Raw genomic sequence first — 26189 nt, forward strand, 5'->3', positions numbered from 1 at the left:
TACGTTTAAAAACGGTTGTCTCCATCGAGTAGATCACCTATGCCTCCTAAAATGCTACCCTCACCTTTATCTTTACCTCCTCCTTTTGGTGCTGCCGCCAAAACACGATCCGCTAACCTGCTGAATGGTAAAGACTGAATGTATACAACACCCGGTCCTTGCAGACGGGCATAAAACAGACCCTCACCTCCAAAAATGGTATTTTTAATACCGCCTACAAATTCGACATTGTAATCAATACTTTGAGAAAACCCCACTAAACATCCTGTATCTACTCTTAAAACCTCATTAGCTGAAAGTTCTTTTCTGGCCATGGTACCTCCTGCATGTACAAAGGCCATTCCATTACCTTCCAGTTTCTGCATGATAAACCCTTCACCTCCAAAGAAACCTCGCCCTAAGCGTTTACTAAATTCTATACCAATACTTACCCCCTTTGCTGCACATAAAAAAGCATCTTTCTGACAAATAAATTTTCCCCCAAATTCTCGCAAATCTATGGGTAAAATTTTGCCAGGATAAGGTGATGCAAACGACACTTTTTTCCTATCATTTAAAGTATTATAAAATGCCGTCATGAATAAACTTTCTCCGGAAAGAATGCGTTTACCGGCCCCTAAGATCTTATCGAGAAATCCGGAATGTTTACTAGAGCCATCACCAAAAACAGCTTCCATTTTAATGCCGTCGTGCATCATCATAAAACTTCCTGCTTCTGCTATAACAGCTTCCTGAGGATCAAGTTCTATTTCAACATATTGCATTTCTTCACCATAAATGGTATAATCAATTTCATGTGCTTGCATAATATTCTTTAATTTTTATTTCGACTATTGGTTGCGTGCATTAACGATTTGTTACAAGTTTTTATAACCATATTAAGATTTTAACTTAAGACTCCATTCAAAATGAAAGGTTGAAACCGTATCTCCCGCTTCATCTTTTCCTTCTGCTTTTACCCAAACGGTTTCTCCCTCACCTGTTCGTATAGCTTTTAAAATTGCTTCATTTATATTTAATCCTTCATTACAGGAAAATGTAATTCTTCCGGTTGCTTTTTTCGAAAAAACAGCTTTATTCGAAACAATTAACATGGAAAAACGTTTTCCTGAGTTTTTAATCTTATCGGCCATTAAAGCACCCGTAGTAAATTCCGCCGCCATACCTTGAACTGCCCAAAACATAGATTTAAATGGGTTTTGATTAATCCATCGATGTTTCACAGATACAATACAAGATACATCACTAATGCTTTTGGTCCTGACCCCACAAAAATAAGCTGCAGGCACCTTAAACATCATATAATAATTTAATTTACTGGGGGTTATACTCATTATATATCATTTTATGATTTCTCTAATTTAGCTAATTATTTACCAAAAGCATATGTTAATTTTTTGTTAATTTTAGTACTATGCGTAACATAATACCTGCTTTAAGCCATATATTTGTATAAGAAACTATTATATGATCTTATATCATGCTTGACACTCATCAAAAAAATATTAGTACACTTATTCATTTATCTACTTTTAGTCGTTTTTTAATTCCCTTTGGTAATTTTATAGGACCTTTGGTTTTATGGCTGGCAAATAAAGAAAAATCAGACTTTATAGATAGTCATGGTAAGCAAGCCCTTAATTTTCAAATAAGTGTTTTACTATACGCCATAATTTTAGGGACCATTACTGTGCCCTTCTTTATATTTCATTTATTAGGATCTATAGACTTTATAGATTTCGACAGCTTTCATAATTTCCATATCAATATAGGAAAACCATCCCCATTATTGTACATAGGTGGCGGACTTGGGGTTCTGGCTGTTATATGCTTTATTATTGAACTCATACTAATAATCCAAGCTAGTTTAAAAGCACGTGACGGACAATATTACAAATACCCATTTACCATTCAATTTTTAAAATAACATATCAGCATATAATCTTTCATCAAAATCAATCATCATCAAATCAATCAAAAAATGAACAGTTTCACAATATTTAAACGCCTTAGAACATGAAGATAGAAAACACAAAAGCACAAATGCGTAAAGGAGTTTTAGAATTTTGCATACTAACGGTCTTAAAAGACGAAGACGCCTATGTAGCAGAAATTCTAGACACCCTAAAAAACGCTAAACTGCTTGTTGTAGAAGGAACCATTTATCCGCTACTCACAAGACTAAAAAATGCCGGACTTCTTAGCTACCGATGGGAAGAATCTACTTCAGGTCCACCAAGAAAGTACTATGGTTTAACCGAAACGGGCAAACTATTTTTAAAAGAATTAAACACCACTTGGAACGAACTTCAAAACGCCGTGAATATAGTAACCAATCAAAAAAAACATCAAAATGAATAAAACAGTCAATATAAATTTAGCAGGTATATTCTTCCATATAGATGAAGACGCCTACTTAAAACTTCAGCGTTATCTAGAGGCTATAAAGCGTTCATTTACCGATTCTCAAGGCCGTTCAGAAATTATTTCAGACATCGAAGCTCGTATTGCAGAATTATTTAGCGAGCGTATTAAAAATGATAAACAGGTTATTGGTTTAAAAGAAGTTGACGAAGTTATTTCAATTATGGGACAACCTGAAGATTATCTGGTTGACGACGAAATCTTTGAAGATAACCCTCAAGCCAATTACAAACAACCATCGGCTCCATCTAAAAAACTATTTAGAGATACTGATAATTCGTATATCAGTGGTGTTTCTTCTGGTTTGGGTCATTATTTATCTGTTGATACTGTCTGGATTCGTTTACTTTGGATCATCCTCACTATTGCCTCTGGTGGTACTTTTATTATCATATACATTTTGTTTTGGATCTTAGTTCCTGAGGCTAAAACAACCGCCGAAAAAATTATGATGACTGGCGATCCTGTGAACATAAGTAACATTGAAAAAAAAATTAAAGACAGCATTGAAACCGTCTCAGAAACAGTTACGGATGTTGCCAAAAATGTAAGTGAGAGCGTATCTGGTGCAGCTAAAAATGTTTCGGATGCAGCTAAAAAAGTTGATATTCAAAAGCAAGGAAATAAAATAAAATCGTCTTCAAAATCATTTTTCGATACCGTTGCCGATATAATTATGTTCTTCTTCAAAATATTTGCCAAGCTTATAGGATTATTTCTATTACTCTTGGGTGCCATTACGCTTATTGCTTTAATTATTGGCCTATTCTCTGTTGGCGTAGTAAATTTTGTGCACATCCCTGGTATTGACTTAGCCAATATAGTTATGGCTGGTAATTCACCTGTTTGGCTTATTTCTTTATTAGTTTTATTTTTTATTGGCATACCATTTTTCTTCTTGTTTTATCTAGGGTTAAAAATCTTAATTGACAACTTAAAATCGATAGGGAATGTTGCCAAATACACATTACTAGGTTTATGGCTTTGCTCCATTATTGGTTTAGCTATTATTGGTATTCGTGAAGCCAGTGAACATGCTAATAACGAACATTTTGTAGAACGAACACAATTAACAATAAAAAGCAATGATACACTTTATGTAAAAATGAACCATAATGATATTTACAAAAACCCATATAGACGTAGATATTCATTTAAAGCTGCGAATAATAGCGCTGGAGAAAAGACTATTTACAGTTCTAATATTAATATTCTTGTTAGACCAACTCTCGACTCCGTTGCATCTATAAATATTGAAAAAAGTGCTGACGGAAGAAATTATGAAAAAGCCATAGAACGCGCTGAACATATTAATTATAGTTACCACATTGAAAGTAACGTCTTAGCCTTAGATTCATATTTATCGACAGCCGTTATAAATAAATATAGCGATCAGAAAGTTGAAATTTATTTAAATATCCCTGAAAACACCATCTTAAAATTTCATAATAATACGAAGAACTTTCTTCAATACTATACGAATAACGATCACGTTGTTTCAACAAAACATGTGAATCATTTTATAACCATGACAACTCATGGGGTTTTATGTGATTTCTGTGTCGACGAAGAAAAGTCTTTTGAAGTCAAAGTGGACAGTCCTAGTATAAAAATTAATGACAGTACCGTTGAAATTAACAGTGATGGGGGTCACGTAAAAATTAATAAAGAAGGTTTAAAAGCCGAATCAAAAGAGATAAAAGTTGAAATTAATGCCGATGGTGTAAAAATAGAATCAGACAATTAACCATAAAAAAAATAAAATTCAAATATTTCAATCAATCAAATCATCAATCATAAAACGAACAATTATGGCAACTTTAACGAAACTTATTATTGCAACGCTTTTAAGCTTATGCTTATGTTCTTGCAATTTCGATTTTAATTCAGGAATCCGTGGCAACGGAAATGTTTTAGTTGAAAACAGGCAAACAAACGAAGTCTTTCACAGCATTGAAGCCTCGGAAGGACTCGACGTATATGTAACACAAAGCAACACTTACTCGGTAACAGTTGAAGCCGACGAAAACTTGCAAGAACTTATTATAACCGATGTCATAGATGGCACCCTAAAAATTCATACCAAGAAAAATATTGGTTGGTCTAAATCGAAAAAAGTTCTTGTGAGCTTTAAGGATCTTTCTAAAATTACCTCAACCAGTGGCAGCGATGTTTATAGTACAAATACCATTAAAACTTCACAATTAGAATTAAAATCAACTAGTGGAAGCGATATGAGTTTAACCGTAAACACCAACAAACTGAACTGTAAATCAACCAGCGGCAGTGACCTAAAACTTTCTGGTAAAACAAATTATTTAGTTGCCGAAGCGACCAGCGGCAGTGATATTAAAGCGGGTGAATTAATTGCCCAGTCCAGTCAAGTCAAAGCTACTAGTGGCGCAGATATTACTGTAAATAGCATAAAAAAGTTGATGGCCAATGCCAGTAGTGGTGGCGACATTAAATATTTAGGAACACCTGAACAAATTGAAAAACATGCAGAAGTTTCTGGAAGTATTAACAGCAAATAACAGATTTATATAATAATAAAAGAGCCGATATTTAATAATATCGGCTCTTTCTCTAGGTCTTCTTAAACGAGCGTCTAATTTTTAACCTCCTTAACAACTAAATTGAAATCAATTTCAATGTCATTATCGATTACGATAAGACCAAATAATTTTTTAGGAGCATTAAGATTAAAATCACTCAATTTTAAATCTAAATCACCTGTTATATGAAATCCCTCGTTATTTTTAACAAGAACCGGCATATTATAAGTTTTTGTTACACCGGCAATTTCGATATCAATTTCAGCATTAACCTGATTCCCATGTAAAGAATGAATTTCTTTTAGAATTAGGTTTACATGTGGATGCTCTGGCGTTTTTAGTATCTTTTGAAAATCGTGATTAATAGCTCTACCTCCACAATGAAAAAAGGTATTATCTAAAATCAAATCGGCCTTTTTAAACACAATTTTATCATGCGAAGTATGATACTGAATAGGTATAGATTTTTGAAGTTTTTCTGTATTGTAGACACATTTAAATTTATTAACATTAGACGTACCAGAAACACTTAAAGTGCTTTCTGAGGAAACTAATACATTTGTTTTTTTAATGAGCACCCCCTCCTTACTAGTAAAAGCCAATGCCATTAAAGCTACAACTAAAACTACAATCTTTCTCATACCTTAAAGTTATAAATTCTTTTGTAGTATAAAAAAAACAAGTCTTTAAGATGGGGAAATATTCTATTTCATAATCTTAAAGACTTGTTTAAGCTATATTAGAAACTAATAACAGCCTCTAACATAAATCCATTAAATTCACCATCTTCTAATGCTCCCGCAAAGCCATTATCATAATCCTGATTCATATATTCAGCTTTTAAAAGAATATTATTAGTCATGAACCATCCTGCTGCAAAGTTATATCTTGAAATATCACCTTCTTCAGCATTAACTGCATTATATCGTCCACCCACATAGAAATTTTCAGTATGTCCAAATCGGTAAACTAACTCACCTGCATATTGATCGGCATGTCTTCTGTCAACTTCAGAAAAATTTCTACCATTAGCCAATTCTACAGTTCCAAAAAACTCTAACCCTTTAAATTTCACAAATGGGTTAAACATAAGGGCTGTTACTTTATTCCCAAATTTAGGATTGTAACGACCTGATCTAAAATCATCTCTCGAAGCATCAGCTGCTTGCATTACATGGTAGTATCTTGAACCAGTACGGTCTGCACTATAAAGATAAGAACTTGCAACACTACCTGTAGTGTAAATAGAACCTGTTAGTCTAAATCTTAAATCTTCAGTTATTTGATCATCATATCCTAACTTAGCTAAAAAAGAAGCGCCATTAGCATCATTTTTTACAGTAGACTGATTTAATTTACCATTGGCAAATCCAACCATACCAAATAATCCCATATCTGTGCGGTAGTACAATTCTGCTCCAACTTCTGTTGTAAACGCATCCATTATCAAGTTACCAACAAATGGATTAAACATAGCTTGCGCATTATCGGATCTTCTAAAATGAGCATCACCATAGTTGTTTTCCATATGTCCAATTTTAATGGTCGCATGCTTCATAAAATCACTTAATAAACCTTCAGAGATAAAATCTAATTTATCAATTTGAAAATATCCACCTTTCACATATGGTTCTGGGTGGTGTCTAGATGATAAATAAGTTCTTAAATGCATTCTAACACCATCTGCTAATGCAACATCTAAATCTAAATTTGCAGTTGCTAGGTTAAAATTCTTTGCTAGTTCTACTAACGGAACTGCTCCTGAATTATCATGATCTAAAGCTTGAAATTGCAATGTTGAGGCTCCACCTACACGAACTTTAACACCATCAAAGGTTGAAACAGTATCTTTCGGTGCTTCAAATACATTTACTCCATGTTTATCTGGTTGCCTGTAATTATCCAAGCTTCTTTTGTTTTGTGCATAAAAATTTAAGCCTGTAAGCATCAGACCAAAAATCACAACGTTTTTAAAAATTGTTCTCATAATTAAGTTTTTTAGAGTTTTGTTATTGTAGTTATTAATTAAAAATTTGCAATTTATTATTTGAAAACGCCTGTATATTTAATTGTTAAGTCGTCTCCTGTTTTAATTGCTCCCATCATGGCAGTAGGTGGGTCTACTTTAAAGTGTGTCATTTTAATAGGATGCTCTCCGGTTAAGATTACTTTTGAATCAGTAATTTGAGCAGTAAATTCTAAATTGACTTGTTTTGTTACTCCTGAAATGGTTAAATCACCTAAAACTTTTATTTGATATTTTCCAGCTCCATTGTCTTTAACATTAACCACCTTATTTAACTTAAAGTTTATGGTTTTATGTTGCTTGGTATTTAAGGCCTTATAAGCATTTTTATCCATTCCAGATTTACCACTTTTTAAACTTTCGGCTTCAACTTCTATAGTAAGTGCTTCTATTTGACCTGTAGATGGGTCTGAAAATTTCAATGTTCCTTTTTGAGCTTCGGCATCCATATGCCAATCGTGTAAACTTGAAGTTCCATATATTTTAAGATCCGAATCTTGATTTGATAATGTAAAATCAGATTTTTGTGCGAATCCAAAATTAAAAACTCCTAAAAATATTATTAATAAGCCCGCAATACTAAGTTTTGTTTTCTTGTTCATAATAAATTAAGTTAATTTATTGATACAAATTTCGTTAGACTATAAAACTTAAAACATGATTTTTATCATACCTAATTAAGTATTTTCCTAACAATATGAAGTTAAATAAATTTTGAAACTACTAAAGAGTGTTAAAAAATAAAACAATAACTTAACAAAAAAACCTGAAAGTCAACAAAATCAACCACTTGAATAGTAAATCATGACTGAGTAAATATACATAAAAGATAATAAAGAACGAAATAACCTACATGAATATTCAAGTTACTGATACATTCAGAGATATTATTATAAAATAAAAAAGGTCCAGTTTTTTAAACTGAACCCTTGGCTTATAAATGACACCTGTTTTAACATGGTATTTATTTTACCTATTTTCTCGAACCACCAACTTAAAATCTATTTCTATTTCATTATCAATTACCACCAGCCCAAATAACTTTTTTGGCGCCACGAGTTGGAAATCACTTAACTGTAACTTTAAATCCCCATTTATATGCAATTCCTTATGTTTATTTACCTGAACAGGCATACTGTAAGTATTTGTAATTCCTGCAATTTTTATATCAACTTGTGCGTTTAAGATTTCTTCATTTTCTAAAAATGATATCTCTTGCAGTATTAAACTAATTTTGGGATACTCCTTTGATTTTAACAACTTCTGGAAGTCATTGTTAATAACTCGACTGCCACAATCAAAAAACTTAGTCTCTAATACTAATGCCGTTTTATGAAATTCAATTTCATTATTTTTAACCCGATAGTGTACTGGAATTAACTCCTGAAATTTATTAGTATCATAAACACATTTAAAGGAATTAACATTTGAATTTCCTTTTACTTGTAAAAAACTCCCTGAAGCAACTCTTACATGTGTTTTTGTTAGTTTAGCATGATCTTTATTTGTAAAAGCTAGGGATAGAAATACAATTATTAATAGTAAAACTCTTTTCATTTGGTTGAGTTTTATGAAAAAGAAAACCAGACTCTCAACAATAATTGAAAGTCTGGTTTTATCTTGAGTTGTATTAGAAACTAATAACAGCTTCTAACATAAATCCGTTGAATTTACCTCCATTAAGGTTTGGTGTATTAAGAAAACCATCATATTTCTGGTTTACATATTCTGCTTTCATTAAAATATTCTTGGTCATGAACCAACCCGCACCTATCTGTCCTCTGGAAATCTTAACGTCATCACCATTCGCTTCTTCATTATTAACTACGTTGTAACGACCACCAAAATAGAAGTTTTCACTTGGTCCAAAACGATATAATAACTCACCCGCATATTGATTTGCTATTCGTCTATCAATTTCAGCAGAAGCTTTACCAGATGTTCTTTCAATGGTTCCAAAAAATTCTAATCCGTTATATTTAAGGAAAGGGTTAATCATTACCGCAGTAATACTATTTTTAAACCCTGGATCGTATCGTCCAGATCTGAAATTATCACCACCGGCATCAACAGACTGCATAACATGATAATATCTAGCACCTGCTCTATCCCCACTATATAAGTATGCCCCAGGCACATAACCTGTATTGTAAACAGAACCTGTTAAACGCACTCTTAAATCATCGTTTAATTGTTTGTCGTAACCTAATTTTGCAATAAAAGAGGCATTACTTGGTCTGCCTTTAGAATCTACGGACTGGTTTAATTTACCATTAGTTAATCCAACCATTCCAATAAATCCATCTCTTCGGTAATAAACCTCTGCTCCAACCTCGGTTGTAAATGCATCCATTATCAGGTTTCCTACAAATGGGTTATACATACCCTGTGCATTATCGGTTCTTCTGAAGTGTGCATCACCATAGTTGTTCTCCATATGTCCTATTTTAATAGTCGCATACTTCATAATGTTATCCATAAAACCTTTTTTTATGAAATCTAATTTATCTATTTGAAGATACCCTCCCTTAACGTATGGTTCCGGGTGGTGACGAGAAGATAAATAAGTTCTTAAATTCAAAGACACACCGTCTGCAAGCGCTACATCAATATCTAAGTTAGCCGTAGGTAAATTAAAATTTGAACCCAAATCTATTAACCCAACATCTCCAGCATTTTGATGCCTCAACCCTTGAAATTGTAACGCAAAAGATCCTCCTATTCTAACATTAAGCCCATCAAAAGTAGATATGGTATCCTTAGGAGTTTCAAACACATTTATACCACGTTTATCCGGCTGCCTAAAATTATCAAAATCTCTTTTACTCTGAGCATAAAAGTTAAACGCCGTTAACATCAACCCAAATAGCAGTACTCTTTTTAAACTTTTTTTCATAATTCAATTTTTATTATTATAGCATTCTTATTTTTTATAAACTGTTTTAAATTTAATGGTCAAATCATCACCTGTTTTTATAGCTCCCATCATAGCTGTTGGAGGATCTACTTTAAATTGTGTCATTTTAAACTGATACTCCCCCTCTACAATGACTTTAGAACCAGAAATTTGTGTTGTAAAATCTAAATTGATTTGTTTTGTTACACCTGCAATAGTCAAGTCTCCTAATGATTTGATTTGAAACTTGTTAGCTCCTAAATCTTTAACATTAACCACTTTGTTTAACTTAAAATTGATGGTTTTATATTTTTTAGTATTTATTGCTTTATAGGCATTCTTATCCATTCCGGATTTACCACTCTTTAATCCTTCTGCCTGAATTTCGATGGTAAGCCCAGAAATTTTTGATGTATTAACATCTTCAAATTTTAAACTTCCTGATTGCTGCTCTGAATCCATGTGCCAATCATGTAAACTTGAAGTTCCATAAACCTTTAAATTGGTCTCTTGATTAGATAATGTATAATCTGTTGATTGGGCATACCCAAAATTAAGGGCACCTATAAAGAAGATTAATAATCCTGTTACTCTAATTTTTGCTATTGTTTTCATCTTGAAATTTATTTTCTAATTACTGTGCAAATTTCGACTCACAATACAGCTAAAAACATGACTTTTATCAGTGTCAACCCGCGCTATTCTTAATTATCTGTTAATTGTGTACGAATAAAATGTTAACACCAATATGAAACTTATAACAGTTTCTATTCATAAAAAAAAGCCATCGACAACACATTGTCGATGGCTTTTTTTTATAAAAGAATAATTTACTTTAGAGGCAACTAAGCTATAAGTGCTCTTAATCTATCGGCTGCTTGTTCTGCCGTGATATCTCGCTGCGGTGAACCAAACATTTCGTAGCCAACCATAAATTTCTTAACAGTTGCGCTACGCAATAATGGTGGATAGAAACTCATGTGGAAATGCCAATGGTTATTATCTTCTCCATTAGTTGGTGCTTGATGAATTCCACTTGAATAAGGAAACGAACATTCAAACAATCTATCATAGGCTTTGGTTATTGCCGAAATGGCATCGGCAAAATGGAAACTTTCAGTCTCGGATAACTCCGTAATATTCTTAAATGCTTTTTTAGGAGCAATCATTGTTTCAAACGGCCAAACAGCCCAAAACGGAACCAACACGAGAAAATCGTCATTTTCATAAATAATGCGCTCCTCAGCTTCTTGTTCTTGTTTTAAATAATCGCCTAATAAGCTGGAGCTATTTTTTTCAAAATAAGCCCGCTGTTGTTTATCTTTCTTCTCTACTTCATTAGGTAATGTAGACTGGCTCCATATTTGTCCGTGTGGATGTGGATTACTACATCCCATAACAGCTCCTTTATTTTCGAAAATCTGAACGTAATTTATTTTATCATTACTACCAAGTAAGTTATACTCATCCTGCCAGACTTTTACCACCTTACTAATTTCTGTAGGATTCATTTCAGCTAAACTTTTCGAATGATCAGGACTAAAACAAACCACCTTACAAATACCTTGCTCACTTTCAGCAATTAATAATCCATCATTTACAGAAAATGTATTAGAATCGGATTGTAGCGCAGCAAAATCGTTCGTAAACACAAAAACATCTTTATACTCCGGATTTATTTCGCCATTTATTCTAGTATTACCAGCACATAAATAACATGACTCATCATAAGTAGGACGCTTTTCGTTTGAAACAGCTTCATTTTGTCCTTGCCATGGTCGTTTCGCACGATGTGGCGATACGAGTATCCATTCGCCTGTTAAAATATTAAATCGTTTATGTGAATAATCCTGTAAATCTGAATTCATTGTAATAGGTATTGTAGTTGATTATTATATTATATGTGTTCCGTCTGATAATTCTATAAAATACACCGAACACGCTTTATTGAATTTTTCTTGGTAAGCTTTTGAAGCAGCTTCACTAAAAGCTTCAATTTCATCTTTAGCTACCAAATTAATAGTACAGCCACCAAAGCCACCTCCCATCATTCTGGCACCTAAAACTTTGTTATTTAATTTAGCTTGCTCTACAAGAAAATCTAGTTCTTCACAGCTCACTTTATATTGGTGTTGCAAACCTGCATGCGACTGATAAATTAATTGACCAAGGCGTTCTAAATCTCCCGCCTCCATAGCTTTTGAAGCTTCAACGGCACGATTATTTTCCTGGATTACAAAAAGTGCTTTCTGATAATTAACTGGACTTACTTGATCTTTTATAGTTTCTAAATCAGATTCTGTAGCATCACGTAAAGCCTTTATTCCAAGTAATTCGGCAATATTTTCACAAACCGAACGACGGTCGTTGTAGGCACTATCTGACAAGCTATGCTTTACATTTGTATTGATTAACATTAACTGATGATCTTTGAAATCAATCTCATAAGGTTTAGACTCAACGGTTCTACAATCTAATAACAAGGCATGGTTTTCGATACCAAACATACTGGCGTACTGATCCATTATACCACATTTTACCCCAACATAATTATGTTCTGCCTTTTGTGAAATAATAATCATTTCATTTTTTGTTAATCCTAAATCGAATAATTCATTTAATCCGTAAACCACACTATTTTCTAATGCTGCAGATGAAGACATACCTGCTCCTCCTGGAATATCACCTCCAAAAGCAATATTGAAGTTTCCTAATTTTTTACTTCTGTTTTGAATTTCGGCAATTACTCCAAACACATAATTTTCCCATCGCCCTTCGGCAGATGGTTTTATTTTGTCTAAAGAAAATGTAATCTTCTCGTCTTTATTTACCGCGTATGCCACACTAGAATCAGCATCGGTCTTTTGTATGGCCGCTACGATACCTTTATCAACGGCAGCTGGAAATACAAATCCGTCATTATAATCGGTATGTTCACCAATAATATTAATTCTACCTGGAGAAAAAATTAATAAGGGGTCTGTTTTAAAAGCTTCTTTAAAACATGTTTCAATTTCATTAATCAATACTGTATTCATCTTGTTTAGTTTACTTTTTTAGATTTTAGTTCAAGGGTCCAGTTTATTTCATACGCCTCATTCGGACCTAAAGTTTTTAGTCCCATACCATTATTAAAACTATCGGAAACACCCGTCGTTGGCTCAATGGCAATAGTATTTGCATGAGGCGGCGTATACATTTGTAGAAAATTTTCTTCGTCGGAAGATTTTAAATCGAAACTATATGCCGGTGTATTAAACGTAATTGTATCGGACTTTAGAGGAAAACAATCATCCAGACTTTTATCTTTCACTTCGAAAGCTCCGTTATTCTCAATAGTTTTAACTCCGATAGTTATATTCCTATCATCGAACTCTAGAGTTTTATCTGCTTCAAAATCTACTGTACTCTCGAACAAGTTATCACTTAAAAAATAAGGATGCCAACCCAAGGTAAACGGAAAGGTTTTATCATCCTTGTTTTTAACCTTAACCTTTAAATTTAATCTGGAATTTGAAATATGATATTCTAACTCAATGGTATATTTATAAGGAAAACCTGTTGACAACTCGGTTTCTAAATACACTAATTTCACCATTGCTGATGTTTCAGTTGCTTCCTGAGCAACTAATTGGAATGTTTTATTATACACCAAACCATGAAGTGCATTATTTAACGCCTCTTCATTTATATTAAATTTAAATTCGTTGTCTTGAAACTTATAAGTTCCATCTTTAATACGGTTGGCAAATGGGAACAAAATGGACGACGCATAAGTATCGCTATATTTTAATGGCTTCAGGTCTTTAATGAGATGATGACCATCTAAAATTAATTCTTGCAGGCTGGCACCCATATTTAAGAATATTTTAGCATATACATCTGAATTTTCTATTTCAAGAACTTCTAAATTAGAATTAGAATCCAGGATTTGTCTGATATTATACAAAGTTTCCTTATTTAGTTATTATTAATACTAATAAATTCTCTATCTAAATAATTTATCAAATTTTGTTAATAATTATTTAAACAGGTATACAAAAATACAAAAAATCAGACTAGTACCTACTAGTTGTTAATAACTTTTCTAAATCGTTTGTTTAGAAATTGCTATCTTTCGAAACTTTAATTTTAAATTTACCCTTTTCAACAAACGAAATCAACAATTATAATAACTAAATAAAATTTAATTCATTATGACATCAGGTTTTCATTTTTGGGATTATGCCGTATTTATTGCATATGCCATTTTAATTTTAGGCGTAGGCTTATGGGTTTCCCGAGAAAAAGAAGGACATCAAAAAAATGCTGAAGATTATTTCTTGGCTAGTAAATCACTACCATGGTGGGCGATTGGTACATCGCTTATTGCTGCCAACATATCAGCCGAACAATTTATTGGCATGTCCGGCTCTGGATTTGCCCTAGGGCTTGCTATTGCATCGTACGAATGGATGGCCGCTTTAACGTTAATTATTGTCGGGAAATATTTTTTACCCATATTTATTGAAAAGGGACTTTATACTATCCCTGAATTTGTTGAAAAACGTTTCTCTACCAACCTGAAAACTATTCTGGCGGTGTTTTGGATTGCCTTATACATATTTGTTAACCTTGCTTCGGTACTTTATTTAGGAGGTTTAGCCATCGAAACCATTATGGGCTTCGATATGATGTACGCCATTATTGGTTTAGCCTTATTTGCTGCGGCATACTCGCTTTATGGAGGTTTATCGGCTGTTGCCTGGACCGATGTAATTCAAGTAGTATTCTTAGTTCTTGGTGGTTTATTCACAACGTACTTAGCTTTAAATACCGTTTCCGGAGGCGAAGGAATCCTTGCTGGATTTAGTAAAGTTGTTGAAGCGGCTCCTGAGAAATTCCATATGGTATTAGATGAATTTAATACCGACGGAAGTAAAAACGTTAACTACCTTAATTTACCAGGTGTTTGGGTATTAATTGGTGGTTTATGGGTAGCAAACATCTATTATTGGGGATTCAATCAGTATATCATCCAAAGAACATTAGCCGCTAAATCTTTAAGAGAATCTCAAAAAGGTATCTTGTTAGCTGCATTCTTAAAAATAATTATTCCATTAATAGTAGTTGTACCTGGTATTGCTGCCTATGTAATGGTTAATGATCCCGAAATTATGGCGAACTTAGGTGATGCCGGGTTACATAGTTTACCTTCGGCACAACAAGCTGATAAAGCATATCCTTGGTTGCTACAATTTTTACCTACTGGGCTTAAAGGTGTAGCATTTGCTGCATTAGCCGCTGCTATTGTTTCGTCTTTAGCTTCTATGCTAAATTCGACTTCCACTATATTTACCATGGATATTTACAAACAGTATATTAATAAAAATGCTAGTGATAAAGCTACCGTAAATGTTGGTAGACTTTCTGCTGCGGTGGCTTTAGTTATAGCTGTTATTATGGCTCCATTATTAGGAGGTATTGATCAAGCATTCCAGTTCATTCAGGAATGGACAGGTGTAGTAAGCCCTGGTATTTTAGCTGTATTTATCTTAGGATTATTCTGGAAGAAAACAACAAACAATGCTGCTATTTGGGGTGCATTAGTTTCAATTCCAATTGCATTAGCTCTTAAGTATTTACCAATTGAAGCTCTTGAACCTTGGATGCACCAAATGGGTCTAACGGCTGTATTTACAATGATTGTTATTGTAATATTAAGTTATTTACAGAACAAAGGTGCCGATGACGATAAAGGCATCCCTTTAACAAAAGAATTATTTAAAACATCTCCTTTATTCAATGTAGGAGCATTTGCGATTTTAATTATCTTAGCTGTATTGTATACGCTATTCTGGTAATTAGCAAAGTAAAATCATAAAAAAATCCCTTGAATAAATTCAAGGGATTTTTTTTACCAATAATTCTTTCAATCTACAAGGACTTTCTAATTATTAAATCATTAGGATTTTTTATTTGCACATACTCCTTATTTGTTACTAATTCCGCTAATTGCTCACCCATCTTATTAAAATCGGTAGAAATAGCTGTTATACCTCCTTCAACAATCTCTTTTAACATGGTATCGTTATAAGATATTATACCAAAATCCCTTCCTAATTTCAATTTTGTCTGTTTATTACTTTTAATTATTCTAATCAAGTTTCTATCGTCTGGAATTATATATACCTCTCCGGATTCTGGCACTCTATTTCTAGCAGAATCGATAATTTCATATTCAAATTTAAACTGCTTCACAAAATTTAAAAAGCCTAAAAGCATTCCCGGTGGTTGCTTATCTTCAGAAAACACAAAGATTAACCGGTTGTATTTCTTGATTAAATCTAACCCCTTTTTTAAATTATTAAAAATATCATTCTCAAAATCCTGATAAATGGCAGTATACCCCTCTAGTTCCTGGTGCATCTGATCTAGTATACAGACCTTATCTGAAGGCAAATTTCTAATCACCTGATAAGTATCTTTCAAATTAGCAGGCATAATTACATAATAACTATAATCGCCAATATTATCGTAAATAAGTTTACTAAAAAGCTTATAGTTAAAATGATGAAAAAAAATATCGACTTGGATATTATCTCCTAAAACATTTAAAAAGGAACTATATAAATCTTCTTTAAAAGCATTAAGTTCATCAAAAAGAAGAAACACCTTTTGTTTTACGTGAATAGCTTCACTCGACACAAAATATCCTTTACCCGCTACTGATTGAACGACCCCACGAGATTTTAAATCGTTAAATGCACTTAATACTGTATCGCGAGAAACGCCATGCTTGTCCCTAATACTATTTATAGATGGTAAGCGATCACCTTTTTTAATTATACCATTTGAAATAGCCTCTTCAATCGAACTCACTATTTGCTTATACTTCGGTGCTCCAAAATCCTTATTTATAGATACTATACCCATATAGCAAAGATAAACATTTCATACTAGTAGATACTAGTTGTAATTGTTATCTCCTAGAAACTCATTACCATATTAAAAAAACAGAACTAGCTCATGTAGTTATAACTTGCATAATACAAAACAAAATAATTGATAAAGGTTTAATCCAAAATCTAATTGTATTGATAAATTCTTTTATTTTTATAGTATGCTTTAATTAAAACATATGGACATTCTACTAATTGAAGATGATGTAAATATAGGCAATTCCCTTACCAAAGGGCTAACCGAAGAAGGATTTTCAACCACTTGGGTTAAAAACGGTTTAGATGCCAGAGATGTTATTTTCAACGAGAAATGGGACGTTATTATTATGGATATTATGTTACCTGGCCTCACTGGCATACAATTATGTGAAATGGTCCGATTCAAAAAAATTTCGACACCAATCCTGATGTTAAGTGCCCTTGATGAAGTTGATGACAAAATAAATGCCTTAGATAAAGGTGCCGACGATTATTTAAGTAAACCATTTAATTTTAAGGAATTAATTTCTAGAATCAATGCCCTGCATAGACGGTTTCATCAAAAAATGCCTTCTGAATCTGAAATATTAAGCTGCGACACTTTAGTTGTAAATAAGACCAAAAATAAAATAACCAGAAGCGGAGTAGACATTCAGTTATCGAGTAAAGAATATATGCTACTATGTTGTTTATTAGATGAAAAAGACAAAGTAGTTTCCCGCACCCGGATTTTAGAACAAGTATGGCATACAAACCTGGACACTTACACCAACATTATAGATGTCTATATATCTTATTTACGAAATAAAATAGACCTTCCTAACGAAAAAAAGATTATCAAAACCATTAAAGGGAGAGGCTATATGATAACAGAATCAGAATGAAAATTCACCATAAAATAACCTGGATAACCTGTCTGCTTTTTGGAAGTATTTTTGCTATTACTTCCATTTTGATTTACAAACCTTTTATTGCTTCATCCGAAAGCATCTTTTTTGAAGATTTATCATATACAGCACGAATTAGTGCCATGTTTTACCTTGAAGAAGATGAATTAAATGCGTCTAACTTTTCACCCATTCAAACCGCTTTTAATAAATTTAATCCGGAACATAAAATTAGTGTATATCATCAAAATAATACCACGGCATTTAATACCACACCACAACAGGATATCACCCAAAATATTCTGAATATAATTCAGGAAAAAAAGGAACACAACTTTAAGATTAATAACATCTATTATTCAGGCTTATTTTATGAAGATAATCAAGGGGATTTTATAATTGTTGTTGGTTCAAAAAATGCTTTATTAGAAAAACAAAAACATTCATTACTCCTCATTTTGTGTCTTGCCTTTGTTACAGGCATGTTGGTTTTAACCATATTAACTTTAAAATTATCAAAATACGCATACAAACCTGTCAGAAACATTATAAAACAAGTTGGAAATCTAGAACTAAATTCCAAAGAACTGCATCTTTCTTACCCAAAAACAAAAGATGAATTAGAAGAACTTTTTGAAGCCTTTAATGTTTTATTACAAGAAATAAAACAAGGCTATCAGCTTCAGAAAAATTTTGTAGACCATGCCTCCCATGAACTAAAAACACCTTTAGCTTCAATAATTAGTGAACTTGAAATTACATTGCAAAGAGAACGTGATACCGAAACCTACATAAAAACCAATAAAAGCTTATTACAAAGCGCACGTAAATTAGAACAAATACTAAAAAACTTGCTATTACTATCAGGAATCAATCGTCAGATTCAGGATAAAAGCATCGTGCGTATAGATGAAATCATCTGGCAAATTATAACCGATCTTCAGGACAATTATCCTAATCGCTTCGAAGTCTTACTTCACATTCCTGCCGAAAAATCCAATGTATTAACAGTTACGGTTAATGAAACCATGATATACATGGCCCTATACAATCTTGTAGAAAATGCTGCAAAATTTTCAGAAAAACCCGTGACTATTTCTCTTGATATTAAACAGGATCAACTGGCTATAACCATTAAAGATCAAGGTATTGGAATCCCCAAAGAAGCATTAACTTATTTAAAACAACCTTTTTACCGTGGACAGAATGCGAGCTCAATCGACGGTAATGGACTCGGTTTTAGTATCGCCTCTATTATTCTTGAAGCCCATAGTATAGATTTAGACGTAAAAAGCGCTTTAAATCAAGGAACTACTATCACATTATTATTTCAATAAAAGCATTTTAATCCAATTCTAATCTGTTTTTAATGTAACTTAAAACTTAGCTTAATCTTAAATAAGTTGTTTTGCTGTGTTAAAATTAAACCAGTGAAAAAAACATTTATTATTTATTTATTGCTACTGTCCTGCCTTAATTATACACAAGCTCAGGATATGTCAAAGTTAACCTTAGCAAAGGAGGAAGCTGAAACCCGGTTAATCCAAAACAGCCTTTCTTTATTATCGGAACAATTAAACATAGATATTGCTGATGCCGAAATGATACAGGCTAAAGTATGGCCTAATCCCACACTAACTGTTGATGAAATAAACCTCTGGACTACCCAATATCAAAAAAGACATGGAGAAGAATTAGCTCCTATTTTTGGTGACGACTTTGGTAAATTTCAACAAGTCTCTGTTCAAATTGAACAAATGGTAGAATTAGCAGGAAAACGTAAAAAACGCATTGCTATTGGACAAGTGTCTAGAGAAATGTCTGAAGCATATTTGGAAGATTTTTTATTGAGCCTACGCACAGAGTTTAGAGAAACATTATACCAGTTTCAGTACAGTAAATTATATATCGACTTGTTACAACAACAATCAAACTCTTTAGAATCCTTAATTGCCGCCTACCAAGAGCAATTAAATTTAGGTAATGTGAGTAAAGTCGATTTAATTCGTTTGCAGGCCACCAATTTTAATTTAAAAAATGAAATAATCGACGAGCAGGAAAATTTAAATGAGCAACAACAACAATTAGTGGTATTATTAAATCTTCCGGATGATACGGAATTAAATTTCTCAAACATTTTCGACTCCACATATAGCTATTCAACAAGGGATTTAGACCTTCATATTGAAGACCTGCAGGAAAGAGCCATGACCTTTCTTCCTTACTTAAAACTTAGTGACTTAGCTATTAAAAAAGCGGAACATGAATTAGCTTACGAAATAGCCCAGCGTACTCCGGATGTCACTTTTTCGGTTGGATATGACAGAGGTGGTAATATTTATCAGGATTTTGTTGGTATAGGCTTCTCCATTGACCTTCCTTTTATGGATAGAAACAAAGGCGGTATTAAAAAGGCATCTGTTCAAGTAACTCAGGCAGAGTACCAGCGGGAAGAAGCAGTATTAAACATTAAAACTAAAGTGAGAGAGAAAGTAAAAAATCTTCAACAAGTATCTAATTTCTTTGAAAGTATAGATTCTGAATACGTTAATGATTTAAGCTCTTCTATGATCGCTTACACCCAATTCTTCAAAGAACAAACCATAAATATTATAACCTATTTAGATTTTATGGAAGCTTACATTGAAAACATGCAAATTATTTATGAGAATCAGCAGCAATATTATAATGCGCTTGAAGAATTAAACTTTATAACAGGAATGAACTATCAACATAATAACGAATAATACAATGAAAACACTATATATAATACTCGTTCTAGTCTTGACATTACAGTCTTGTAGAAATAACAGCAAAACAGAAGAAACAGCTCAATCAGATTTACCATGTTTATCCGATTCCGAAGTTAATGCTTTAATCGAACCCGAATTAAAACCAGTAAACTATAATATTAGTCTTAACGGAAAAATTGGTTACAACCCCAACAATGTGGTTCAATATGTTAGTTTAGTAGACGGCATCATTACTAATACTAATGTATCTTTAGGCGACCACGTAAAAAAAGGTCAGATTTTGGCATCTATAAAAAGTATAGAACTTAATGCCATGCAATCGGAATTAAGTCAGTTGCAATCTCAATTAAAGGTTGCCAAACGAGAATTAAAATCTACCGAAAGCTTTTATAAAAGTGGTATTTCTTCAGAAAAAGATTTAATATCTGCTCAAAGTGAATTATCCCAAATTCAAAGTCAGATAACAAACTTAAAAAGCAATTTAAATTTATTCAGTGCCAAACCAGAATCAGGCGTTTTCGAAATTATCGCCCCTGTAAGTGGATACATTGTTGGTAGCCAAATGGCCCCAGGCTTACAAATAAATGCAGGTTCGGAGCCTCTATTCACTTTATCTAATTTAGATGACGTGTGGATTAACGCCAATATTTATCCTAAAGATATAAGCTATGTTTCCGAAGGCATGCCGGTTTCAATTACCGGAATTGCATTTGCAGGTAAAACATTTAAAGGAACTATTAGTAAAATTTCAAAAGTGATAGACCCGGAAGATAATGTGATGAAAGCCCATATTATTCTAAAAAATGAAGATTTTCAACTTAAACCAGGTTTAAATGTTTCTATTAATGTTGAAAAAACATTAGATCGTTCGGCATTATACCTCCCTAAAAGTGCTGTGATATTTAATGACAATCAATATTTTGTTATGACCGCTTTGAATTCTGAAAAATGCCAATTACAAGCACAAGAAGTAACCATCTTAGAACAAGACAAAAACGGGTATTATTTGGCATCAGGTATAAATTCAGACGATAAAATAATTGAAAAGGATGCGCTCTTATGGTATAATGCGTATCTCAATAATTAAGGGACTGAATAATAATCATAATATATTATCATGAAAAAGTTTACAAATGGCATCGTAGCATTTTCGCTGCGTCATTCGCTCATTATATTTTTTCTAACGGCCTTATTAGCTATTGCTGGGATTGTTAGTTACACGCAAACCCCTATTGAGGCCTTTCCTGATGTCACCAATACCAGAGCCAGAATCATTACGCAATGGCCAGGGAGAAGTGCAGAAGAAGTTGAAAAATTTATTACGCTTCCCGTGATGAAAGAGGTGAATTCGATTCCAAAAAAATCGAATGTACGTTCTATTTCGTTATTCGGATTATCTGTTGTAACCGTCATATTTGAAGATGAAGTAGACGATTTTTATGCACAACAATATGCATCAAACAGGTTACAAAGTGTCGATCTACCCGATGAAGCTGATGCTGAAATCGATCCGCCCTACGGTGCAACAGGCGAGATATTTCGCTATATAATTGATAGCAAACGCCCAATAAAAGAACTCACAGCCATTCAGGACTGGACTATTGAGCGCGAACTGCTTTCGGTTCCAGGGGTATCTGATGTGCAAAGTTTTGGTGGTGAAGAAAAGACCTATCAAATTCAAGTAGATCCTGTTGCCTTAAAACAATATAATTTTACACCATTAGATGTCTATGAAGCCATCTCCAAAAGTAACATTAACGTTGGTGGAGATATTATTCAAAAAGGAAGTCAGGCCTATGTAGTGCGCGGTGTAGGGTTATTAACATCTATTTCAGATATTGAAAACACGCTTATAAACGTAAATGGTAATGTGCCAGTATTAATTAAAGACATTGGTCAAGTAATTAAAACTGCAAAACCACGATTAGGACAAGTAAGTTTAGACGATAAGGATGATGTTGTTGAAGGTATCGTGGTAATGCTTCGTGGGGAAAACCCTGCCGCTGTTATCGAGCGTTTAAAAGTCAAAATTGACGAACTTAATACAAGTATCTTACCTAAAGATGTAAAAATAAAACCCTTTATAGATAGAACCGAACTCGTTAATACAACCGTTAAAACCGTAAGCAAAAATCTTTTAGAAGGTATTATTCTGGTTTCTATTATTGTACTGGTTTTTCTTTTTAATTGGCGAACTACTATTACAGTAGCATTAGTAATTCCATTGTCCTTCTTATTTAGCATTACACTATTAAGAATTCAAGGGCTTCCTGCCAATTTAATTTCTATGGGAGCTTTAGATTTTGGATTGCTCTTAGAAGGGACTCTCGTAATTGTGGAAGCCGTATACGTGCGACTCGAACAACAATCTAAACAATTTGGATTAACACGCTATAATAAATTATCCAAATCGGGAACTATTAAAAACAGCATCCGTCGTGTAGCGCCTCACATTTTCTTTTCACAATTAATCCTTATTGTGGCCTTGCTTCCTATTTTTTCATTTCAAAAAGTAGAGGGGAAAATGTTTACACCGCTGGCTTACACCTTAGGCTATGCTTTATTAGGTTCTTTAATTTTAAGTTTAACATTTGTACCAGCCATGTGTAAAGTAATGCTTAATAAAAATGTAAAACCCATAAACAATCCGGTAGTTAACTTTTTTAGAACCAACATTTTTAAACTATTTAGCTGGTGCACAAAATATAGAAAAGCAACACTCGTGTCATTCGGAGTATTATTTATTGCCTGTGTGATTCAATTTATGAATTATGGTACCGAATTTATACCACAACTTAACGAAGGAGCTGTTTATATAAGAGCCACTCTTCCAAATAGTGTGAGTCTTGATGAATCTATTAAGACTGGTAAAGCTATAAAAAACAAACTTAGAGAATTTGATGAAGTAAAGTTTATATTAAATCAAACAGGGCGTCCTAACGACGGGACCGATCCGACAGGCTTTTTCAATAACGAGTTTCACATAGAATTATATCCTGAGGATGAATGGGAATCTAAAATATCTAAAGACGAATTATTATCGCAAATGAAGGAAAGTTTAAAGGCTTTTCCGGGTATTAATTTCGGATTTAGTCAGCCTATTCAAGATAATGTCGAAGAATTTGTTGCTGGTGTAAAAAGTTCCTTAGTAGTCAAAATATTTGGTGATGACTTATACAAAATGGAAGGCCAAGCCTTTCAATTGGCTAAGGTTTTAGAAAATGTAGATGGAATAACAGATATTAATGTTTATAAAAATATTGGATTACCAGAATTAAGAATTCAGCTGGATGAAATAAAAATGGCTCAGTATGGTGTAACAACCGAAGATGCTCAAACCGTACTGGAAATGGCTATTGGGGGTAAAACGGCATCTTATTTCTATGAAAATGAACGTAAATTCGATATACAAATTCGTTTTCAAGAGGAATACAGAACCGATGAAAAAGAGATTGGAAATATTTTAATTCCTACATTAACAGAACAGGAAATTCAACTTAAGGAAATTGCAGATATAAGTTTTAAAACAGGTCCCGCCTTTATTTACCGTGAAGGAAGCAGCCGATATACGGGTATTGGTTTTAGTATTGACGGAAGAGATTTGGGGAGTACAATTAGCGAAGCCCAACAACGTGTTTCTGAAGAATTAGCTTTTTCAAAGGACACTAAAATTGAATGGGCCGGAGAATTTGAAAGTAAAGAACGTGCTAGCAAACAGCTTGGTTTAATTGTTCCTATTGCTCTCCTATTAATTGTTTTTCTATTGTACATGAACTTCGGGAATGCCAAAGATATGTTAATTGCTATTTCTACAGTAACATTTGCCTTTGTAGGAGGATTTATTTCCCTATGGGCTACCGGAACCATTTTCGGAATCTCAGCCGGTATCGGATTTATAATCTTATTTGGTGTTTGCACTATAGATGGTATCATTCTGGTTGCTGTTATGAAAGAAAACCTGCAAGAGCGCATGCCTCTTAAAAAAGCCATTTCTGAAGGTGTTTACAGTCGTATTCGACCTGTGGTTATGATTGCTTTAATGGGATCGTTAGGCTTACTACCAGCAGCCATGTCCAACGGTATGGGATCGGAAGTACAAAAACCATTAGCTATTATGATCTGTGGCGGATTAATTATCTGTATGCTCTTATCGTTTACAGTACTTCCGCAATTATTTTATTTAGCTTACAAAAAAGATGAAAAGAAAAAAATAAAGAGACTTGAAAATTACAAAACTTAAGCACTTTTCTGAATATTAAAAGGCACACTTTTAAAAGTGTGCCTTTTTTATGATAGATGATAAACTATTTTATACTTAAAAAATTACCATCTTTAAAAACCATTAAATTATAACACCTCTAAAAAGGTGCTCTTTTTTTATAAAATTATAAAGGGAAACGACTACCCTACCTCAAATTAAAAAAAAGGGTGGATTGGGTTCTATTTAATTTATGCTTAACAGAAAGTTGGAGTGATAATGATGCTGATATAGAATTTGAATATTATGCAGGAGATCACTTTACATTATTTACAGAAGAATATAAAAAAGATGGCACTAATTTTTTATTAAAAGATTATAAAAACTGGCTCAATGAAAACAAATAGTTGTTTTTATATTTAGCTATAAATGTGATGGGCTATTACACATAATGGAAAACGTCTATTTTAGTATAAAGTTGTTATAAGCCAACTTGTTACTATTACAAATATTAGATTAGGTATACATAGGTCTGGCAAGTATATAATATATTTCATATCTTAGGTGAAATTCATTACAATAGTATGAAAACACTCAGTTTATTAAATATTTATCTCCAATTACCACCTGGCACACGAAACCCAGACGATAACACTCCATTGGATTTAACAGATCCTTTTAATATCATTATGTTTATTGTCTTGCCAATTGCTGCAGTGGTTTTATATTTTGTATGGCGGAAACAAAAGAAAAAGGATGGGGAGTTATAAAATAATCTAATCAAGAGAAACACCAGAAATCAAACATCCGGTTGATTAGAAAATCTTCTTTCTTCATAAGTGTATAAAATTAAAATATCGCGAGCCTCAACCCTCTATATTTTATACTTTACACTCATGGTGCGGACTTGCAACAAAAAACTGGACAAATAAGTTGAATGACTAAGCTACTAGGTTAAGGCTATACATGTCTACTTCGAATTCTATTATAATTCTATTCTCTAAAAAGTAATGTCTTCTTCTATTATTGTACCAGGTTTCTATTCATTCAAAGATCGATTACTCTTCAGATCTTAACTTATAACTGTACCTATAAACCCATTCAGCCTTTAATGATTTAAAGAACGATTCTGCAACAGCATTGGTGTTTAGCATTAAAAAACTTCGTTTTTATTCTTAATCTCAAATCTTTACGACTCAAAGATTAGTTTACTAAACCATTGTAACTTTTAATTAAAGAGGCAAACTTATGGCTGACACAATGTATACCGAGATCGGAATGAAAAATTAAAGACTGGGTTAAGGTTATTTTCTTTATAGCCATATGCCAAGCTTTAAAATAGTATCCTCGGCACTTCGATTATCGCTTAGAGCCCACTCAAAAACTTTATGGTTAAACAAATCAATAATAACAGTAAGGTATAACCAAGCTTTTTTGGTTTTGATATAGGTAATATCACTTACCCTAAATTTAAAAGTTACAATCTTATATTATGACTATTTATGCATAAAAAGATTATAATTTAAAATC

24 protein-coding genes and 1 pseudogene are annotated in these 26189 nt (G+C 33.0%); 12 read left to right on the top strand and 13 right to left on the bottom strand.

The annotated features are described in order from the left end of the window. Window positions 1–5 precede the first annotated feature (5 nt). A complete protein-coding gene (locus H611_RS0103205; RefSeq protein ID WP_027136987.1) occupies window positions 6–806 on the bottom strand; it encodes a TIGR00266 family protein in 801 nt (266 codons plus the stop codon). Window positions 807–878: 72 nt separating this feature from the next. Beyond that, on the bottom strand, window positions 879–1334 hold the full coding sequence (locus tag H611_RS0103210; RefSeq protein ID WP_027136988.1) for a DUF4442 domain-containing protein: 456 nt from the start codon (window positions 1332–1334) through the stop codon (window positions 879–881). A gap of 146 nt (window positions 1335–1480) precedes the next feature. Here H611_RS0103210 and H611_RS0103215 point away from each other — a divergent pair, with 146 nt between their 5' ends. From H611_RS0103215 to H611_RS0103230, 4 genes are all read left to right on the top strand, one after another. After that, complete coding sequence (locus H611_RS0103215) at window positions 1481–1927, top strand: DUF4870 domain-containing protein (RefSeq protein WP_027136989.1); 447 nt, start codon at window positions 1481–1483, stop codon at window positions 1925–1927. A gap of 89 nt (window positions 1928–2016) precedes the next feature. Next, window positions 2017–2361 (top strand): PadR family transcriptional regulator, encoded by a 345-nt coding sequence (locus H611_RS0103220; protein WP_027136990.1) that lies wholly within the window; start codon window positions 2017–2019, stop codon window positions 2359–2361. Beyond that, on the top strand, window positions 2354–4171 hold the full coding sequence (locus H611_RS0103225) for a PspC domain-containing protein (RefSeq protein ID WP_027136991.1): 1818 nt from the start codon (window positions 2354–2356) through the stop codon (window positions 4169–4171). The genes H611_RS0103220 and H611_RS0103225 overlap by 8 nt, the downstream gene beginning before the upstream one ends. Before the next feature lie 64 nt (window positions 4172–4235). After that, window positions 4236–4958: a head GIN domain-containing protein gene (locus H611_RS0103230; protein ID WP_027136992.1), complete on the top strand. Its 723-nt coding sequence runs from the start codon at window positions 4236–4238 to the stop codon at window positions 4956–4958. 74 nt (window positions 4959–5032) lie between these two features. On the opposite strand, the gene H611_RS0103235 is transcribed toward H611_RS0103230, so the two are convergent. The 9 genes from H611_RS0103235 to H611_RS13910 form a co-directional block, all read right to left on the bottom strand. Then, a complete protein-coding gene (locus H611_RS0103235) occupies window positions 5033–5620 on the bottom strand; it encodes a YceI family protein (RefSeq protein ID WP_027136993.1) in 588 nt (195 codons plus the stop codon). A 98-nt stretch (window positions 5621–5718) separates the two neighbouring features. Continuing rightward, complete coding sequence (locus H611_RS0103240) at window positions 5719–6966, bottom strand: hypothetical protein (protein WP_027136994.1); 1248 nt, start codon at window positions 6964–6966, stop codon at window positions 5719–5721. 56 nt (window positions 6967–7022) lie between these two features. Further along, window positions 7023–7607, bottom strand: coding sequence for a YceI family protein (locus H611_RS0103245; protein WP_027136995.1), 585 nt, complete (start codon window positions 7605–7607; stop codon window positions 7023–7025). Window positions 7608–7974: 367 nt separating this feature from the next. Then, the gene (locus H611_RS0103250; protein WP_027136996.1) at window positions 7975–8562 is read right to left on the bottom strand and encodes a YceI family protein; all 588 of its coding nucleotides are present in this window, start codon (window positions 8560–8562) and stop codon (window positions 7975–7977) included. Between the two features lie 73 nt (window positions 8563–8635). Continuing rightward, window positions 8636–9901 carry a hypothetical protein gene (locus H611_RS0103255; RefSeq protein WP_027136997.1) on the bottom strand — a complete coding sequence of 422 codons (1266 nt, stop codon included), beginning with the start codon at window positions 9899–9901 and terminating at the stop codon, window positions 8636–8638. A 27-nt stretch (window positions 9902–9928) separates the two neighbouring features. Beyond that, on the bottom strand, window positions 9929–10516 hold the full coding sequence (locus tag H611_RS0103260) for a YceI family protein (protein WP_027136998.1): 588 nt from the start codon (window positions 10514–10516) through the stop codon (window positions 9929–9931). A gap of 230 nt (window positions 10517–10746) precedes the next feature. Then, complete coding sequence (locus H611_RS0103265; RefSeq protein ID WP_027136999.1) at window positions 10747–11769, bottom strand: UDP-glucose--hexose-1-phosphate uridylyltransferase; 1023 nt, start codon at window positions 11767–11769, stop codon at window positions 10747–10749. 24 nt (window positions 11770–11793) lie between these two features. Then, a complete protein-coding gene (gene galK / locus H611_RS0103270) occupies window positions 11794–12939 on the bottom strand; it encodes a galactokinase (protein ID WP_027137000.1) in 1146 nt (381 codons plus the stop codon). A 5-nt stretch (window positions 12940–12944) separates the two neighbouring features. Next, window positions 12945–13850, bottom strand: a complete 906-nt coding sequence (locus tag H611_RS13910) for an aldose 1-epimerase (RefSeq protein ID WP_051238704.1) — start codon at window positions 13848–13850, stop codon at window positions 12945–12947. 247 nt (window positions 13851–14097) lie between these two features. Between H611_RS13910 and H611_RS0103280 the strand changes: the two genes are divergently transcribed. Then, on the top strand, window positions 14098–15744 hold the full coding sequence (locus H611_RS0103280) for a sodium/sugar symporter (protein WP_027137001.1): 1647 nt from the start codon (window positions 14098–14100) through the stop codon (window positions 15742–15744). Between the two features lie 73 nt (window positions 15745–15817). Here the strand turns inward: H611_RS0103280 and H611_RS0103285 are convergent, their stop codons facing one another. Continuing rightward, entirely contained in the window at window positions 15818–16816 is a 999-nt protein-coding gene (locus tag H611_RS0103285) for a GntR family transcriptional regulator (protein WP_027137002.1), read from the bottom strand. Window positions 16817–17021: 205 nt separating this feature from the next. Between H611_RS0103285 and H611_RS0103290 the strand changes: the two genes are divergently transcribed. The 7 genes from H611_RS0103290 (at window position 17022) to H611_RS0103320 (ending at window position 25429) form a co-directional block, all read left to right on the top strand. After that, complete coding sequence (locus H611_RS0103290) at window positions 17022–17705, top strand: response regulator transcription factor (RefSeq protein WP_027137003.1); 684 nt, start codon at window positions 17022–17024, stop codon at window positions 17703–17705. Next, the gene (locus H611_RS0103295; RefSeq protein WP_027137004.1) at window positions 17702–19045 is read left to right on the top strand and encodes a sensor histidine kinase; all 1344 of its coding nucleotides are present in this window, start codon (window positions 17702–17704) and stop codon (window positions 19043–19045) included. Before H611_RS0103290 ends, H611_RS0103295 begins: the two co-directional genes overlap by 4 nt. Window positions 19046–19138: 93 nt before the next feature. Continuing rightward, window positions 19139–20455 (top strand): TolC family protein, encoded by a 1317-nt coding sequence (locus tag H611_RS0103300; RefSeq protein ID WP_027137005.1) that lies wholly within the window; start codon window positions 19139–19141, stop codon window positions 20453–20455. Window positions 20456–20459: 4 nt separating this feature from the next. Beyond that, on the top strand, window positions 20460–21548 hold the full coding sequence (locus H611_RS0103305) for an efflux RND transporter periplasmic adaptor subunit (RefSeq protein ID WP_027137006.1): 1089 nt from the start codon (window positions 20460–20462) through the stop codon (window positions 21546–21548). A 30-nt stretch (window positions 21549–21578) separates the two neighbouring features. Further along, window positions 21579–24701 (top strand): efflux RND transporter permease subunit, encoded by a 3123-nt coding sequence (locus tag H611_RS0103310; RefSeq protein ID WP_027137007.1) that lies wholly within the window; start codon window positions 21579–21581, stop codon window positions 24699–24701. A 188-nt stretch (window positions 24702–24889) separates the two neighbouring features. Next, the gene (locus tag H611_RS14725) at window positions 24890–25066 is read left to right on the top strand and encodes a hypothetical protein (RefSeq protein WP_157515037.1); all 177 of its coding nucleotides are present in this window, start codon (window positions 24890–24892) and stop codon (window positions 25064–25066) included. Window positions 25067–25243: 177 nt separating this feature from the next. Continuing rightward, complete coding sequence (locus H611_RS0103320) at window positions 25244–25429, top strand: hypothetical protein (RefSeq protein ID WP_035483292.1); 186 nt, start codon at window positions 25244–25246, stop codon at window positions 25427–25429. Between the two features lie 171 nt (window positions 25430–25600). Here H611_RS0103320 and H611_RS14880 read toward each other — a convergent pair. After that, window positions 25601–26122, bottom strand: a pseudogene (locus H611_RS14880) (transposase); the annotation flags it as partial. Window positions 26123–26189 lie beyond the last annotated feature (67 nt).

The sequence above is a fragment of the Gaetbulibacter saemankumensis DSM 17032 genome (assembly GCF_000425645.1).
Lineage (GTDB): Bacteria > Bacteroidota > Bacteroidia > Flavobacteriales > Flavobacteriaceae > Gaetbulibacter > Gaetbulibacter saemankumensis.